This window comes from Terasakiella sp. 4MB5A (assembly GCF_050058155.1).
In the GTDB taxonomy this organism is placed as follows: domain Bacteria; phylum Pseudomonadota; class Alphaproteobacteria; order Rhodospirillales; family Terasakiellaceae; genus Terasakiella; species Terasakiella halodenitrificans.
The window spans coordinates 1,944,857-1,959,304 of the sequence record NZ_CP188815.1; the positions used below are offsets into that span (position 1 = coordinate 1,944,857).

The 14,448-nt window shown below is 44.2% G+C and carries 16 protein-coding genes; 10 read left to right on the forward strand and 6 right to left on the reverse strand.

Translation table 11 applies throughout. From position 1 onward, the window contains the following. Nucleotides 1-116 precede the first annotated feature (116 nt). The 3 genes from ACI0FF_RS08925 to ACI0FF_RS08935 all read left to right on the forward strand — a co-directional run bounded on the left by ACI0FF_RS08925 (nt 117) and on the right by ACI0FF_RS08935 (nt 2,173). Nucleotides 117-1,310 (forward strand): GAK system CofD-like protein, encoded by a 1,194-nt coding sequence (locus tag ACI0FF_RS08925; protein WP_419796524.1) that lies wholly within the window; start codon nt 117-119, stop codon nt 1,308-1,310. Nucleotides 1,311-1,361: 51 nt separating this feature from the next. Next, nucleotides 1,362-1,682 (forward strand): hypothetical protein, encoded by a 321-nt coding sequence (locus ACI0FF_RS08930; RefSeq protein WP_419796525.1) that lies wholly within the window; start codon nt 1,362-1,364, stop codon nt 1,680-1,682. A gap of 284 nt (nt 1,683-1,966) precedes the next feature. Further along, nucleotides 1,967-2,173, forward strand: a complete 207-nt coding sequence (locus ACI0FF_RS08935; RefSeq protein ID WP_417820917.1) for a cold-shock protein — start codon at nt 1,967-1,969, stop codon at nt 2,171-2,173. Nucleotides 2,174-2,252: 79 nt separating this feature from the next. Here the strand turns inward: ACI0FF_RS08935 and menA are convergent, their stop codons facing one another. The 4 genes from menA to hybE form a co-directional block, all read right to left on the reverse strand. Continuing rightward, nucleotides 2,253-3,116: a 1,4-dihydroxy-2-naphthoate octaprenyltransferase gene (gene menA / locus ACI0FF_RS08940; RefSeq protein WP_419796526.1), complete on the reverse strand. Its 864-nt coding sequence runs from the start codon at nt 3,114-3,116 to the stop codon at nt 2,253-2,255. A gap of 20 nt (nt 3,117-3,136) precedes the next feature. Then, a complete protein-coding gene (locus ACI0FF_RS08945) occupies nt 3,137-3,496 on the reverse strand; it encodes a hypothetical protein (RefSeq protein ID WP_419796527.1) in 360 nt (119 codons plus the stop codon). Nucleotides 3,497-3,624: 128 nt separating this feature from the next. Beyond that, nucleotides 3,625-5,085, reverse strand: coding sequence for a sigma-54-dependent transcriptional regulator (locus ACI0FF_RS08950; protein WP_419799697.1), 1,461 nt, complete (start codon nt 5,083-5,085; stop codon nt 3,625-3,627). Nucleotides 5,086-5,098: 13 nt separating this feature from the next. Continuing rightward, nucleotides 5,099-5,692 (reverse strand): [NiFe]-hydrogenase assembly chaperone HybE, encoded by a 594-nt coding sequence (hybE, locus tag ACI0FF_RS08955; protein ID WP_419796528.1) that lies wholly within the window; start codon nt 5,690-5,692, stop codon nt 5,099-5,101. 457 nt (nt 5,693-6,149) lie between these two features. Between hybE and ACI0FF_RS08960 the strand changes: the two genes are divergently transcribed. The 7 genes from ACI0FF_RS08960 (at nt 6,150) to ACI0FF_RS08990 (ending at nt 13,480) form a co-directional block, all read left to right on the forward strand. Next, nucleotides 6,150-7,265, forward strand: a complete 1,116-nt coding sequence (locus tag ACI0FF_RS08960) for a hydrogenase small subunit (RefSeq protein ID WP_419796529.1) — start codon at nt 6,150-6,152, stop codon at nt 7,263-7,265. 10 nt (nt 7,266-7,275) lie between these two features. Further along, entirely contained in the window at nt 7,276-8,250 is a 975-nt protein-coding gene (gene hybA / locus ACI0FF_RS08965; RefSeq protein ID WP_419796530.1) for a hydrogenase 2 operon protein HybA, read from the forward strand. A 3-nt stretch (nt 8,251-8,253) separates the two neighbouring features. Beyond that, complete coding sequence (gene hybB / locus ACI0FF_RS08970; RefSeq protein WP_419796531.1) at nt 8,254-9,393, forward strand: Ni/Fe-hydrogenase cytochrome b subunit; 1,140 nt, start codon at nt 8,254-8,256, stop codon at nt 9,391-9,393. Between the two features lie 31 nt (nt 9,394-9,424). Further along, nucleotides 9,425-11,131 carry a nickel-dependent hydrogenase large subunit gene (locus ACI0FF_RS08975; RefSeq protein ID WP_419796532.1) on the forward strand — a complete coding sequence of 569 codons (1,707 nt, stop codon included), beginning with the start codon at nt 9,425-9,427 and terminating at the stop codon, nt 11,129-11,131. A gap of 96 nt (nt 11,132-11,227) precedes the next feature. Continuing rightward, nucleotides 11,228-11,770 carry a HyaD/HybD family hydrogenase maturation endopeptidase gene (locus ACI0FF_RS08980; protein ID WP_419796533.1) on the forward strand — a complete coding sequence of 181 codons (543 nt, stop codon included), beginning with the start codon at nt 11,228-11,230 and terminating at the stop codon, nt 11,768-11,770. Then, on the forward strand, nt 11,761-12,042 hold the full coding sequence (locus ACI0FF_RS08985; RefSeq protein ID WP_419796534.1) for a HypC/HybG/HupF family hydrogenase formation chaperone: 282 nt from the start codon (nt 11,761-11,763) through the stop codon (nt 12,040-12,042). The genes ACI0FF_RS08980 and ACI0FF_RS08985 overlap by 10 nt, the downstream gene beginning before the upstream one ends. A gap of 160 nt (nt 12,043-12,202) precedes the next feature. Then, nucleotides 12,203-13,480 (forward strand): diguanylate cyclase, encoded by a 1,278-nt coding sequence (locus ACI0FF_RS08990; RefSeq protein WP_419796535.1) that lies wholly within the window; start codon nt 12,203-12,205, stop codon nt 13,478-13,480. Here ACI0FF_RS08990 and ACI0FF_RS08995 read toward each other — a convergent pair. Both ACI0FF_RS08995 and ACI0FF_RS09000 read right to left on the reverse strand, forming a co-directional pair. Continuing rightward, nucleotides 13,477-13,677 (reverse strand): hypothetical protein, encoded by a 201-nt coding sequence (locus ACI0FF_RS08995; RefSeq protein WP_419796536.1) that lies wholly within the window; start codon nt 13,675-13,677, stop codon nt 13,477-13,479. The genes ACI0FF_RS08990 and ACI0FF_RS08995 overlap by 4 nt on opposite strands. 69 nt (nt 13,678-13,746) lie before the next feature. Next, nucleotides 13,747-14,367, reverse strand: coding sequence for a pyridoxamine 5'-phosphate oxidase family protein (locus tag ACI0FF_RS09000; protein ID WP_419796537.1), 621 nt, complete (start codon nt 14,365-14,367; stop codon nt 13,747-13,749). Nucleotides 14,368-14,448: the final 81 nt, after the last annotated feature.

Sequence of the window (14,448 nt, forward strand, 5' to 3'; positions counted from 1 at the left end):
AATTTTATTCAAAAGCAATCTGCTTATCCTTCCTTTGAAGTTTAACAATAATCTTCTGGACCTTTGGCGCAACGGTTCGCATTATATCATAAAAGATCTATTCGTTTTGGGATGATATGAAAAAAACAACAGTTTCTCGCACCGTGATTATGCCCGATATGCTGCGTGCGGCACGATATGAAAAAGCCCCTGAATATGGGCCGAGGGTATTGTTTTTTTCAGGGGGGACAGCGCTGACGGAAACCAGTCGTGTTCTCAAAAAGTTCACTCATAATTCAATCCATCTGGTGACACCCTTTGATAGCGGGGGGAGCTCGGCTATTTTACGCCAAGCATTTGATATGCCAGCCATTGGAGATATGCGTTCACGCATGATGGCGTTGGCGGATGAACGGATCAGTGGTAGTCCAGAAATCTTTAGCCTCTTTGCTCACCGTTTGTCGAAAGAGGCAAAGCGCAAAGACCTGTTGTTGCAACTTCAATCGATGGCGAGTGGAAAGGATCCGCAGGTAGCGGCGATCAAGCAGCCTATGCGTCGGCTGATTAGAACGCATTTATCTATGTTTCTGGATGTCATGCCGGATGATTTTGATTTAAGAGGCGCCAGTATTGGCAATCTGATTTTGTCAGCAGGATATCTGAATCATCGAAAACAGATGGATCCGGTTATTTTTATGTTTTCGAAGCTTGTAAATGTCTTAGGTGAAGTGACTACAATTGTAAATGATAGTTTGCATTTAGCGGCACGTTTGGAAGACGGTCAGGTGATCTATGGGCAACATATGATTACCGGTAAGGAAGTTTGTAAACTCGACAAGGCTTTAGATGAGCTTTTCCTCGTTAAAGATCTAAAAACACAGAAGCGTACAACGGTGCAAATTTCTAAGAAGAAAAAGCGGTTTATTGATGATGCGGATTTAATCTGTTTTCCACCTGGAAGTTTTTATACAAGCATAGTTGCCAACATCCTTCCAAAAGGGGTGGGGCAGGCTATTGCACGAAAGAAATGTCCAAAAGTCTATGTGCCGAGCTTGGGAGATGATCCGGAAAGAATCGGACTTTCGATAGACGACTCTATTTTTAAATTAATTGAATATCTTCGCCTCGATACAGGTGAAGAAATTACCACATCTACGTTTATAACACATGTGTTTATCGATAGTGAGAACGGGCAAAATCTACGGCTTGAAACGAAAACAAAGTTGCGAAAAGAAAAAATTTCTTTGATTGATACGCGTTTGGTGACACCGCATAGTGCGCCTTATTATGATCCGCAGTTGTTGGTTACAGCATTGTTGTCTTTGACGTGATGGTGTATTCCTGTCTGGATGAAATAACATTTTAATATCCAGAGTAGGGCAATGGCAAAATTTATCCGTATCAATAAAAAGAAAATCGTTATCAATGATCAGGTTATCAGTGAATGGGCGCTGAAGGCATTGGTGGATAAGGCAAAGGTCAATCAGATAACGGTTGAGCAAATGGTTGTGCAGTCTATTGCAAACCATTGGATGCAAAATGATAAATTTCGCAAAAGTGATATGGAAGTGGTCAATACACTGCTTAGTCTGGCATTTGATTTTGGTTATGATTCTTTTAAAATTGCTAATGGGAAAATTAAGGTTCTTGCCTTGAATGAAGAACGCCGTGCCACAGTATCATCGGGCGAATTAGAGCTCTGATCTTTGTGTTCAATTGCTGAAACGTAACTGAGCAAATATTGTAATAGAATATGAATTGCTTTTATTTTTAAACTCACATACAGTTTATCCGTGAGTTACGTTTTTTGCTCGTTATGGGGTAGAATATAGACCTTAAGCCGAACCTTTTAGGGCCACTCCTTTTTTCGAAGGATAATTCTATTTGTTCCTTGAGTTCTCCAAGACTTCATCGCAGACTTTCTTCGAACTCAATACGTCCCTTGAAAGGGGGGCAGACTATAAAACATCCTAAGGACTAAAGATTAATGGCTAACGGTACAGTTAAGTGGTTTAACGCCACAAAAGGTTATGGCTTCATCGAACCGGAACAAGGCGGCAAAGACGTTTTTGTTCACATTTCAGCATTGCACGAGTCTGGTATTCAGCAACTGAATGATGGTCAGAAAGTTTCTTTCGAAATTTCTGTAAGTCGCGGCAAAGAAGCAGCAGCTGACATCAAACTGGTTGACTAATCTCGACCTGTATTCCTTGTTTGTTCAAGGGATAAAGAATAAAGGCATTTCGATCTAGGTCGGAATGCCTTTTTCAATTTTACAGAAGGCTGATAGCAAGGCCAATACACAATAAAATCTGACTGGCTGCAGAAATGCCAAGATTGGCGTTGAGTTCTATCTTGTTCTTAACGGTAAACATTTTGAAAGTTGCGAGAATTGCGAGAGGAATACCCGCTAAAAACCATAAGGGAACAGGCAGAGTAAGGAGCAGGGCATAAGGGGCAAACATAAAGAAGGCAAAGACAATTTGTGAGGCTCTGGCCCCTAAATATATGGCGAGTGTTTTGCGTCCCACAAAGGCGTCATTTTCCAAATCGCGATAGTTGTTCAATAACAAAATCGCACATGCCGGGCAGCCAATTGCAACCCCATATATCCACCCGTTTTCAGGCCAGTCGCCTGCCAAAAGAAGGTAGCTGACGTTAAAAGCGGCCATGCCAAAAAAGAGCATAACGAACAATTCACCGAAGGGACCGCGTGAAATAGGGAAAGGGCCATTGGAATAGGTGTATGCGCAAAGTAAGGCAAGGCCCCCGCATAATGTTACGATCCAGCCGCCAATGCCAATCAGGTATAAACCGCAAAGTGCGGCAATACCGATAAAAAGAAAGGCGCTGTATCGTGTTTGTGATGGTGTCGCAAGGCCAGCTTGTGTGATGCGTTTGGGACCAATGCGGGTGCCAGTGTCTGTTCCGTTTAAAAAATCCTGTGCATCGTTAAACAAATTGGTCGCAATTTGGATAGAAATTGCACCGATACAGATTGCAAGTAGGACAAGGTAATTCAAAGGTTGCTGATCGTGAATTGCGAGGGCGAAGGCGACAAGTATCGGCGTTAGCGACATGGATAAGGTTTTGGGGCGGATGCCGACCCACAAAATAGAGAAACGAGGCAGAAGCATTTGTTTTTTTAAGCCAGATTTTATTTTATCGAAGGAACAGGCTCTTTTTTGTCCTCGATGTCACGTCGAACACTATTTAAGTCTGCTTGTTCATAGCAAGTTACTTTGCCTAGCTCATGGTAGCAATAGCGTTTCGGGTCTTTTTTTAGGCTGGGGTCATCTTCTTTGCAATATGTCATGCCTTGTTCGCTACGGACGGTTGAGCAGTCTTTCTTGCTAACGTAGGAAATGACGTGGTCGCCAATGGTTTTGTCGGTGGCAATGGTTGAGAGCGCATCCGTTACAAGCAGCTCAGAACAAGCGGATAATAAGAAAAACCCAGCCAAGAGAAATGCTGTTTTTGCTTTTGATATCAATTTAAAAAACGCTGTGCATTTCATTGTTTGATCAATCGTAAAAGAGATAAGATATCCTCCATTTCTGACAGGATAAGGTTATTTTAGCGTTAAAAGCTAAAATAAAAAATAGGTAATATTTGCCTAATCCCTGAAGGGGGAGGAGGGGGCTGTTAACCTGTTTGAATTTGATCGTTTTTCGAAAGGCCGTATCGTTCAAGCTTAGAGCGTAGCCCGACGCGGGACAACCCCAGTTCTTTGGCCGCGCGACTTTTGTTCCACTGATGTCGAATGAGGCATTCTTTTAAAATGCGTGATTCAATGGATTCAACACGGTCTTTCAGATTACCATTCAGTTTGGATAAGCTTTGAATTTCCAATTCTTCATCTCTGGGGGCAGCACGTAATATACGGGCTGAAAGATTGTTTGCCCCTAAAATATTGCCGTCACTCATAACCAGCAGATGTTGAATTTCGTTTTGCAATTCGCGCACATTACCGGGCCAATGGTAGGCTTGCATGCAGGTGAGAGCTTCGTCGCTAATACCATCAACTTTCTTTCCGAGGTTGATTGTTGCCTGATGGAGAAGTTTTTGAACTAAAGAAGGAATATCTTCAATGCGTTCTCTCAGCGGTGGTAAGTGAATACTGATAGGGGTTAAGCGATAATATAAATCTTCGCGAAAACGCCCGGATTTCACATCTGCAGCTAAATCACGGTTTGTTGCGGCAATAACGCGGACATCGACCTGTCTTGTTTTACTGGCACCCAGAGGGCGGATTTCACCTTCTTGAAGAACACGAAGAAGTTTGACCTGAAAAGCCGGGGACACTTCACCAATTTCATCCAGAAAAATTGTTCCGCCATTTGCGCGTTCAAAAAGACCAATGCGATCTTCTACCGCGCCGGTAAAGGCACCGCTTTTATAGCCGAATAATTCGCTTTCCAAAAGTTGATCGGGAAGGGCAGCGCAATTTTCAATGACAAAAGCCTTGTTTGCGCGGTGTGAGTTATAATGTAGGGCCCGTGCGGCAAGTTCTTTGCCGGTGCCGGACTCACCCGTGATGAGTACTGAAATGTCATAAGGCGCAACGCGACGAATTTTTGCGCAAATATCATTCATGACGGATTGCTCGGATCGGGTGATACCATCATCACTTTGATAGTTCTGTTTTAATTTTTCTCTTTTACGTTCAATGCGGTCTTTAAAGGCATCTGGTGCCATTTTTAATTCAATGGAAAGAGACTCGTTTAAGCGTTGTAGGTCAAAAAGTTGTGCTGCGTTTTTCAGCAGGTGTATCAGGCTTTCCGGCTGCCATGGTTTTGTGATGTATTGATAAATACCAGCATCATTTAAGGCACTGATAATGTCCTGAGAGTCAGTGTAGCCAGAAATGATCATGCGGACGATATTGGGCCATTTATGACGCACGAGTTTGAGGAACTCCACACCTGTTAAGCCGGGAAGGCGTTGATCGCATAAAATGATTTGAACCCATTCGGTTTGAAGGATTTTTTCCGCCTCAATGGTGTTTTCCGCCGTTAAAATATTGAAATCATCTTCAAGGATACGTTCAAGGCTTTCCAAACTGCGGACTTCATCGTCAACGATGAGGATGGTTGTTTTCTGCATCACTGTGTCAACCTTATGTCGAGGGCGGGTCTTCGCGTAGTTTCCCCCGTAGGAGGTCGCGTCGATTCACTTCTTTTTTCATATTGGCGGGTTCTGAAAACTGTTTCTTTAATTCTTCGCGATGAACCATTTCTTCTTTGTTCAGATAGCGTTGAATTTGTTCTTCGGAATAGGTGGGTTCGATGCGTTTTTTCTCGTCCAGCAGGTCGCGCAAGAAAATGGCAGCGGCAATTCGTGCGGCTTCGGGGTTGGGAAAATCGTTGACCGGGGAATAAAGCGAGTAGGTTTTGCAAAAACCAAATCCTTCAATTTCATTGATCATGATCGGGCATTCTTTTTGAGGAAAGTTAAATTTCTCTCTTTCTCCCAATTTGGTGCATTCCCAGTTTTCTCCTTCTTTCGGGAGCATAATAAGATTGATAAACCACGGGGTAACCATCATGCCAATGACACGTTCATCCCATTGTTGAAATTCAACCGCTTCGACGACAAGGTCATTATTCAAGATTTGAATGCCGGCCATGTTTTCTTTCCAGATTTTATTGAAGCAGGCTTCTAATTTCTCAGCCGCTTGTGACGGGCTGAGGGTGTGCAGTGCATGTGTCACTGTCCCGATCCTCAATTAAAGTAAAAAATGATCACATAGGGAAGCAGTATTTTTAATAAATTGGAAGGTTTTTTTTCAAAAAAGTACATAAGTGGCTGATTGGTTTGCGTTGCACATAAAAACCAATACTTAAGTGCCTAAAATGCTGCACTGCATTCTGGTAGTACCATTCTAATGGGTAGGTATTTTTATAATAATAACTCTCATATTAGTTTTCAAATATGCAGAAGGTAAGGGGTTTGAGGTAATTTCCTTATGTAGGTGGTTACTTACTTTTCATTTCTTAACTGTGTTGTGCGTTGTTGCTGCCACTTTTTTTATGTAACAAGAATGGGATGTTTAAATTAATTAATTAATAACAATGACTTATGTGTTTGGTATGGTTTTTGCTCTAAAGCGTTGGGACGATTATTGGTTATAGGGGCAATATGCTCCAAGATGGGAGGATATCCAAATTATGCAGGGTGATTTTGACGCGCTTGAGAAACGACTTGGGATCAGCCGCCGGGATTTCCTGAAATATTGCACAGGGATTGCAGCGACGCTGGGTTTGTCAACGTCTGAAGCCATTGCAATGGCTGAAGCCGTGGCGAAACCGAAAAAACGTCCGGTTGTGATCTGGTTGCATGGTCAGGAATGTACAGGGCCGACGGAAACGATGTTGCGATCCGAGCATCCAACGCTTGAGCGATTGATTTTGGAAATGATATCTCTGGAATATCATCAGACACTGGATGCGGGTGCAGGCCACCAAGTTGAACATTTAAAAGAACTGTCGATGAAGGAAAATGCCGGTAAATATCTGCTGGTCGTCGAGGGGTCTATTCCGACGAAAGATGGTGGTGTTTATTGTAAAATTGCCGGCAAGACAATGTTGGCGCATACGGTTGAAGCTGCGGAAAATGCGGCGGCAATTATCGCCTTTGGATCATGTGCATCATGGGGCGGTGTACAGTCTTCTGGCCCCAACCCGACAGGTGCAGCCGGTGCGCAGGCGGTTTTACCGGGGAAAACGGTTGTAAATATTCCGGGCTGTCCGCCAAACCCCTATAACTTTTTGGCGACAATTATGCATTTCCTTACATTTGGGACATTGCCGGAACTTGATTCACAAAATCGCCCGAAATTTGCTTATGGTCGTTTGATCCATGAAAACTGTGAACGTCGTCCGCACTTTGACGCGGGACGCTTTGCTAAGGAATTCGGTGATGAAGGACATAAAAAAGGGTATTGCCTGTACAAGTTAGGCTGTAAGGGGCCGGAAACATATTCCAACTGTCCGGCGGTTGAGTTTAACGATGTCGGTGGTGGTACGTGGCCTGTCGGCGTTGGGCACCCTTGTTTTGGTTGTACCGAAGAAGGTGTTGGTTTTACCAAGCCTTTGTTCAGTCTGGCAGAAGTACAAACCCATACGCCGCCAAATGCATTTCCGTCAATTACACAACGTGAGGATACTCCAGGTATGAGCGTCGGGGCTGTCGCTGTTGCAAGCGCTGCTGTTGGTGCTGCTGTTGGTGCGGCGGCGGTGGTGTCAACCCGGCTTGGGAAATCTGACTCCGACAGCGAAACCTGAGGGGGCAGCCATGGATAGAAGAACCTTTTTAAAAACGGCAGGTGCAGGGGTTGCGGGTGCTGCATGTATCAGTACGGTTGCTGATGCGCGTCCAAATTTGGAACCTGCCCCTGAGGCGGTTGGCATGCTATATGACGCAACACTTTGTGTTGGGTGCAAGGCCTGTGTAACAGCCTGTAAAGAAGTCAATGATATGACCCCCGTGGATCGTGGGGATGGTAATATTTACGATTCTGCTTTGGATCTATCGGGTGATACGCTTAACGTCATTAAGGTTTATAGTGATGGTTCAGCAGCTGTAAAGGATAGCGAAGAAAACGGTTTCGCTTTTGAAAAACGCAGTTGTATGCATTGTGTTGACCCCGGTTGTGTTTCTGTATGTCCGGTTACGGCAATGCGTCGTGATCCATTGACGGGAATTGTGACGCACCACCCCGATGCTTGTATCGGTTGTCGGACTTGCATGGTGGGGTGCCCTTATAACGTTCCGCAATTTGAATATGACAATGCTTTTGGACGTATTCATAAATGCCAAATGTGCAATCAGGAAGGATTGGAACGTATTAATAAGGGCGGTATGACGGCTTGTGCGGAAGTTTGTCCCACAGGTGCCACTCTGTTTGGTCCACGCAGTATGTTGATGGAAGAAGCCAAGCGACGTGTGGAGCTGAAATCAGGGGATAATTATAACTTCCCCCGCGGTGATATTTCCAAGCCGGAAAGCTACCATGAAAAAGAGCTGGAAGCGGACTACCAAAACCATATCTGGGGCGAAAAAGAAGCGGGCGGAACCAATGTTCTGCATATTTCTGCCATTCCGTTTGACAAATTGGGAATGCCACCTTTGGAAGATCGTTCATATGCGTCCGTGTCCGAGGGAGTTCAGCACACTTTATACAAGTACATGGCTTTGCCTGCGGCAGCTATGGCGGGCTTAACCTATATGGTTAAACGCAATAAAGACAACCATGACGGGGAGGAGTAGGCCATGAGTCATGCTAAACCGCTGGGCGGTTCTATCTTTACACCGGCATTTATATTGTGTCTGGTACTCTTCGTGATCGGTATGTATTTCTTAGGCGTTCGTTTTACGGATGGTATGGGGGCGGTTGCTAATATTAACGGCGGTTTTCCTTGGGGAATTTGGGTTGTGTATGATGTTGTGATCGGCACAGCATTGGCCTGTGGCGGTTATGCACTGGCCATCACGATTTATATTTTCAATAAGGGACAGTATCATCCTTTGATGCGTGCTGCTTTATTGGCCAGTTTGCTGGGGTATGCCCTTGGTGGCGTTGGAGCCTTTATTGATATGGGGCGTTATTGGCAGTTCTATAACCTGTTGTTACCGTGGCATATGAATTTTAATGCTGTAATGTTGGAAGTTGGCCTCTGTGTAACGACCTATATCCTTGTTTTGGTTATCGAGTTTGCCCCTGCATTTTTGGAACGCATCGGGGCGCACAGTGTGCTAAAAATATTGAACAAAGTGCTGTTTCTTTTTATTGCTCTTGGCATCCTGTTGCCGACGATGCACCAGTCTTCCCTTGGGTCGTTCTTGATTGCAATGGGGTATAAGGTTGCACCACTTTGGCAGACGGTACATTTTCAACCCCTTCTGGCGTTACTGACAGCAGTGACAATGGGCTTTTCCATTGTGATTTTTGAAGCCTCCGCTTCGCAAGTTGCCTTTGACTTACCTGATGAAACACCTTTGTTGTCTAAAATTGGCAAAATTATTGTTGGTTTGTTGTTGGTCTATTTGACAGTGCGTTTTGGGGAAATCATCCTGAATGGCAAAGTCGGATATATTTTTGCCGGTGATAAAAATAGCCTGCTTTTCTTGTTGGAAACACTGTTGTTTATTTTCCCGGTTATCGCCTTGTTATCACGAAAAATGCGTCAAAACCCGCGCATACTGTTGTGGGCTGCCGTGTCCATGCTGTTCGCCGGGTCGCTTTATCGTTTCAATGCTTTCTTATTTACCTACGACCCAGGGCCTGGCTACAGCTATTTTCCGTCAGTGGGGGAAGTGATGGTGACGGTTGGCATCGTTGCGTTTGAGATCATGGCATACATGGTGATGGTTAAAATGCTGCCCGTGCTGCACAAAGATGCGCACGCGTGAGAGTTAGAGTTATCGAATTAGGAGAAAAATCGTGACAACACGTATTACAGTCGATCCGGTCACGCGTATTGAAGGCCACCTTCGTATCGATGTTGAAGTTAATGATGAAGGTCGTGTCAGCAAATCGTGGTCTTCGGGCCAGATGTGGCGTGGTATTGAAACAATTCTGGTGGGGCGTGACCCCCGTGAAGCCTGGTTGTTTACACAACGTTTTTGCGGTGTTTGTACAACGGTACATGCCATTACATCTGTGCGCGCAGTGGAAAATGCATTGGGGCTTGAAGTTCCGGTAAATGCCCAATTGGTGCGTAATATTATTCAGACGGCACATGCCATTCAGGATCATATTGTTCATTTTTATCACCTGTCTGCGGTTGATTGGGTCGATGTGGTATCCGCGTTGGATGCAGACCCGGTTGCGACATCCAAGCTGGCAGAAAGTCTTTCGGACTGGTCACAAAACGGCCCGCATGAAATGAAAGCGGTGCAGGATCGTTTAAAAACATTTGTTTCCAGCGGTCAATTGGGACCATTTGCCTCCGGCTATTGGGGGCATCCAGCGATGAAATTGTCACCAGAAGTGAACTTGTTGGCGGTTGCCCACTATCTGCAAGCTTTGGAAGTGCAAAACTATTGCAACAAGATCGTGGCGATCCTGGGTGGTAAGTCACCCCACATTCAAAACTTGGCCGTCGGGGGGATTTCTAACTCTGTCAATATGAACAGCCAGTCGGTTTTGAACATGGAACGGATCATGATGATCAAAGGCTGGATTGATAAGTTGGAACATTTTGTCAAATCTACATATATGACGGATGTTCCGGCAATCGGTGCGTTTTATCTGGATTGGGCCGGTTATGGGAAAGGCGTAAATAACTATTTGTCTGTACCGGATTGCCCACAAGATACTAAGGGAACCAAGTTTGATTTGCCTGGCGGTTATATCGAAGCCGGTGATTTTAACAAGTTCACACCGATTAAGGATTTCCATGATCCATTCTTTCAGAAAGGCGTTGCGGAATCCTCTAAACATGCGTGGTATGAAGGTGATGCGACGCTTCACCCGTGGGAAGGGGAAACCGAACCGCAGTATACTGATTTCCAAGATGATGGGCAGTATTCATGGATTAAGGCACCGACCTTCAACGGTAAGCGCGCGCAAGTCGGCCCCTTGGCAAACGTGTTGGTCATGTTGGCTCAAGGCCATGAAGGGTGCACAAAATACGTTAATGATGCAGTCGGTATTATTAAGACTGTTTCCGGTGCATCCGACATTCCATTGGCTGCTTTTGAATCGACAATCGGACGTCATGCGGCACGTGCAATTCGTGCGGGTGTCATGATGGACACATTGAAACAGCAATGGCAGAAACTGGTCGATAATATTGCTTCTGGTGATACGGACAGTTTCAACGCTCCTGTTTTCCCGAAAGGTGAAATTCGCGGTGTTGGTCATCATGAAGCACCACGTGGGGCATTGTCACACTGGGTCGTTATTGAAGATGCTAAAATCAAAAACTACCAAGCTGTTGTACCGTCTACGTGGAATGCGGGGCCGCGTGCCGAAAATGGTGAGATGGGACCGTATGAGGCTTCTTTGCTGGATAATCCGGTGGCAGATCCAGAACAGCCCTTGGAAGTTTTGCGTACAGTGCATTCATTTGATCCTTGTATTGCCTGTGCAATCCATATGGTTGATACGGAACAAAAACCGATTGTGAAAGTCAAAGCGCTTTAAGGCAACGGCGATTGTCAAAGAAGGTTGAACCCTGCATTCCTCCCAAGCGGGGTTCAACCTTCTTGATTTTCGTGAAATAAAATAAAGGAAAATACCATGACAACGGAAATTCTGGTTATCGGCCTCGGAAACGTCTTGATGCAGGATGAAGGCGTAGGTGTCCGCGCAGTTGAAGCCTTAGAAGGAATGTATGAAATTCCTGATGGCGTGGTTGTTATGGACGGGGGGACGACCGGAACGGAACTTCTGGAACCGATGCGCGATGTCAAACATTTGATTGTGACAGACTCCGTTAATACAGGGGATCCGGAAGGAACGTTAATCCGCTTGGCTGATGAACAGGTGCCCGCCTTCTTTCAAACTAAAATATCTAACCATCAATTAGGTTTATCTGACTTACTTGGGATTTTGCAATTACAGGGACAGTCTCCGGAAACTGTTACAATTATTGGTATGGTGCCTTATAAGCTGGAAAATAGTCTCGGTTTAAGTCCAGAAACGGAAGGTCGTGTTCTCAAAATGTTGGATATGCTCGTGGATGAAATTGAGGAACGCGGGGTAAATCTGAAAAAACGGGAACAATCTGTTGCCGGGTTTTGGTCGCAACATGCGCAAAACGGGTGTTTGCCATGTGTATAGGAACACCTGTAAAAGTAATTAAAAACCGTGATTTTGTTGCACTTTGTGAAGGACGCAACGGAACGGAAGAAATCAATATGATGCTAATTGGCCCACAAGAAGAAGGAACATGGGTTCTTAATTTTTTAGGATCCGCCCGTGAGGTGATTAGTGAACAGGATGCGGAAAATATCAATAAGGCCCTAGATGGTTTGACTGCAATTATGGATGGGGCTGAGAATATTGATGTTGATATGTATTTCCCGGATATTGCTGTAAAAACACATATATAAACTATTGATTGTTTTTCATGTTGATGTTTGTGCGTGTTGTGAATTATTAGTTTGATACAATATTCTCACTTTAAGCTTTTATTATCACTCTTCTTCTATATTCTAGAGTTATGTTTTACGACAAAGTCGTGACGGTAATTGAGTGAGGTCGTGTTTTATGGTGTGGGATATTGCCCGAACATTCGAAGGATGCGAGATTCTTGTTGTTGATGATAATCTCATCAACTTGAAAGTTCTTACACAGGTTTTAAGCACAAATGGTTATGTTGTGCGCGGAGCTTCTAGTGGTGAGGAAGCTTTTTTCCATATTAAAGAAAAGACCCCTGATCTTATTTTGCTTGATGTACAGATGCCCGGTCTTGATGGGTTTGAAGTTTGCCAACAATTAAAAGGATCACCGGAAACGGCAGATGTTCCGGTAATTTTTATTACAGCAACGGATACAGTTGAAAGTAAAATTAAGGGCTTTGAAGTCGGTGCTTCTGATTATATTCCAAGACCATTACAGATGCCGGAGGTTTTAGCACGGGTAAAAAACCAACTGACAGCACGACAGTTTTATCGTCAGGTTGAAGATGAGAAAGAACGTCTGGAGAAAGTATTGTCTGCACTTCCCGTTCCTTACCTTTTATCTTCAATTGATACAGGTATGTTGATCGAGATGAACGATCATGCCTGTGCTGTCCTTGAAATAGCCCAAAAAGATGTTAAAAGAACACATGCTAAAGAAATTTACGCATTCCCAGAAATGCGTACAGAACTGCTGAAAAAGCTTAAGCAATCAAAATTAATCAGTAATGAAGAATTGGACCTGAAAAAATCATCGGGTGAAGTTTTTACAGCTCTCTTTTCAGCAACCCCCTTGCGTCTTCTGGATGAGAATGTCTTCTTTATTGCGTTTAATGATATTGCAGAACGTAAAAAAATGGAACAGGCGTTAGAGGAAGCTGCACGGACTGATTATTTGACGGGCACACTAAATCGTCGTGCGTTAAGCGCGCGTGCAATAGATGAAAAGCAACGTTCAAAACGTAATAAAAAACCTATTTCTATTCTTATGTTGGATATCGACCATTTTAAAAAGATTAATGATACTTTTGGTCATGAGGTTGGCGACGATGCGCTAAAGGAACTTGTTGCATTGATTGGTGAAACGTTACGGACAAGTGATGCCTTAGGGCGTATCGGTGGTGAAGAGTTTGTCCTTTTGCTGCCAGAAACAAGCTTTGAAGGTGCGAAGGTTTTGGCTGAACGTATCCGTACCCGAATTGAAAATAATGTTCTGAAAACAGCAGATGGTAAGGAACTAACGATGACAGTTAGTGGCGGGTTGGCAGAATGGGCAACAAATCAAAGCTATGAAGAGGTTCTAAAATTGACAGACGAGCGGCTCTATAAAGCGAAAAATACGGGTCGTAACCGGATCATCTCAGATTAACGATCATTAAAATTTTTGGCAATATGTGCCTCCATTGCTTCCTGACGTTCGCGCTCTCTGCTTGGGCTGTTTTTGTCAGTGTTTGCGAAACGAAATTTACCAAAAAGAACGCAGCCTTTCATGCCAGGGTCGCATTTATAATCGGGCACGTGTTTGCATTGTCCTTTAACTTCGTTGGGACAGTTCCATCCACTCATGACACAATCCTTTTCAGTCGCCATAATTGTTAGAGTAACAAAAATCAGGTGACTGAAAAATGGAAAAGGTCAATTGTGATCGGTTTCCCAACGTGGATCATTGATCGGTGCACCCTTTTGCAGACTTAAAGGAATGACACCAGCCCATACAGGAAGGGTGTAATCTTCGTCATCATCGACGGGGGGGCCGGTCCGAATTTTGGCGGATGATTCAGTGATATCAAATTCCAGAACAGTGGTGGCTTTTAGTTCATTGTTGTTTGGTTCGCGAATGCCGTCATAACGTTCCGGTGTGATTTTCATCATCATGAGATTGAGGAGGCGTAATTTTTCGTTAGGTTCGGTGATGAGTTTTGCTTTGGAAAAAACCATAACACTGCGATAATTGGCACTGTGGTGGAAAGAAGAACGCGCCATGACTAAACCATCTAGCAACGTGACGTTGATGCAAGCTTCTTCCCCGTCAATCAGGATTTGGAATAACCCGTTTTTGCTTGAGCCGTGGATGTAAAGCTTATTGCCTTCGCGCCAATGAACGGTGGGTTGTACCATCGGGCGGTCACTCATTTTTGCGCCAACATGACAAAGATAAGCCTCATCTAAAATGGCATGAATGGTTTCGCTTTGATGATTGGCTCTTTTGTGCCCCCGTTTTAAGGTTGTGCGTTTTGTAATTGGAAATTCAGACATAATTTTCTCCTTTCTGTAAAAAGGAAGATGATACATGATTGGTATCATTAGAAGTGCCAATTATTATAAATTATAAGGTCC

What these genes read in the sequence shown, in the direction of transcription:
- ACI0FF_RS08925 (WP_419796524.1), top strand. Translation starts at nt 117, where the DNA reads ATGAAAAAAACAACAGTTTCTCGCACCGTGATTATGCCCGATATGCTG.
- ACI0FF_RS08930 (WP_419796525.1), top strand. Translation starts at nt 1,362, where the DNA reads ATGGCAAAATTTATCCGTATCAATAAAAAGAAAATCGTTATCAATGAT.
- ACI0FF_RS08995 (WP_419796536.1), bottom strand. Translation starts at nt 13,677, where the DNA reads ATGAGTGGATGGAACTGTCCCAACGAAGTTAAAGGACAATGCAAACAC.
- ACI0FF_RS08960 (WP_419796529.1), top strand. Translation starts at nt 6,150, where the DNA reads ATGCAGGGTGATTTTGACGCGCTTGAGAAACGACTTGGGATCAGCCGC.
- ACI0FF_RS08985 (WP_419796534.1), top strand. Translation starts at nt 11,761, where the DNA reads ATGTGTATAGGAACACCTGTAAAAGTAATTAAAAACCGTGATTTTGTT.
- ACI0FF_RS09000 (WP_419796537.1), bottom strand. Translation starts at nt 14,367, where the DNA reads ATGTCTGAATTTCCAATTACAAAACGCACAACCTTAAAACGGGGGCAC.
- ACI0FF_RS08945 (WP_419796527.1), bottom strand. Translation starts at nt 3,496, where the DNA reads ATGAAATGCACAGCGTTTTTTAAATTGATATCAAAAGCAAAAACAGCA.
- ACI0FF_RS08980 (WP_419796533.1), top strand. Translation starts at nt 11,228, where the DNA reads ATGACAACGGAAATTCTGGTTATCGGCCTCGGAAACGTCTTGATGCAG.
- menA (WP_419796526.1), bottom strand. Translation starts at nt 3,116, where the DNA reads ATGCTTCTGCCTCGTTTCTCTATTTTGTGGGTCGGCATCCGCCCCAAA.
- ACI0FF_RS08935 (WP_417820917.1), top strand. Translation starts at nt 1,967, where the DNA reads ATGGCTAACGGTACAGTTAAGTGGTTTAACGCCACAAAAGGTTATGGC.
- hybB (WP_419796531.1), top strand. Translation starts at nt 8,254, where the DNA reads ATGAGTCATGCTAAACCGCTGGGCGGTTCTATCTTTACACCGGCATTT.
- ACI0FF_RS08950 (WP_419799697.1), bottom strand. Translation starts at nt 5,085, where the DNA reads ATGCAGAAAACAACCATCCTCATCGTTGACGATGAAGTCCGCAGTTTG.
- hybA (WP_419796530.1), top strand. Translation starts at nt 7,276, where the DNA reads ATGGATAGAAGAACCTTTTTAAAAACGGCAGGTGCAGGGGTTGCGGGT.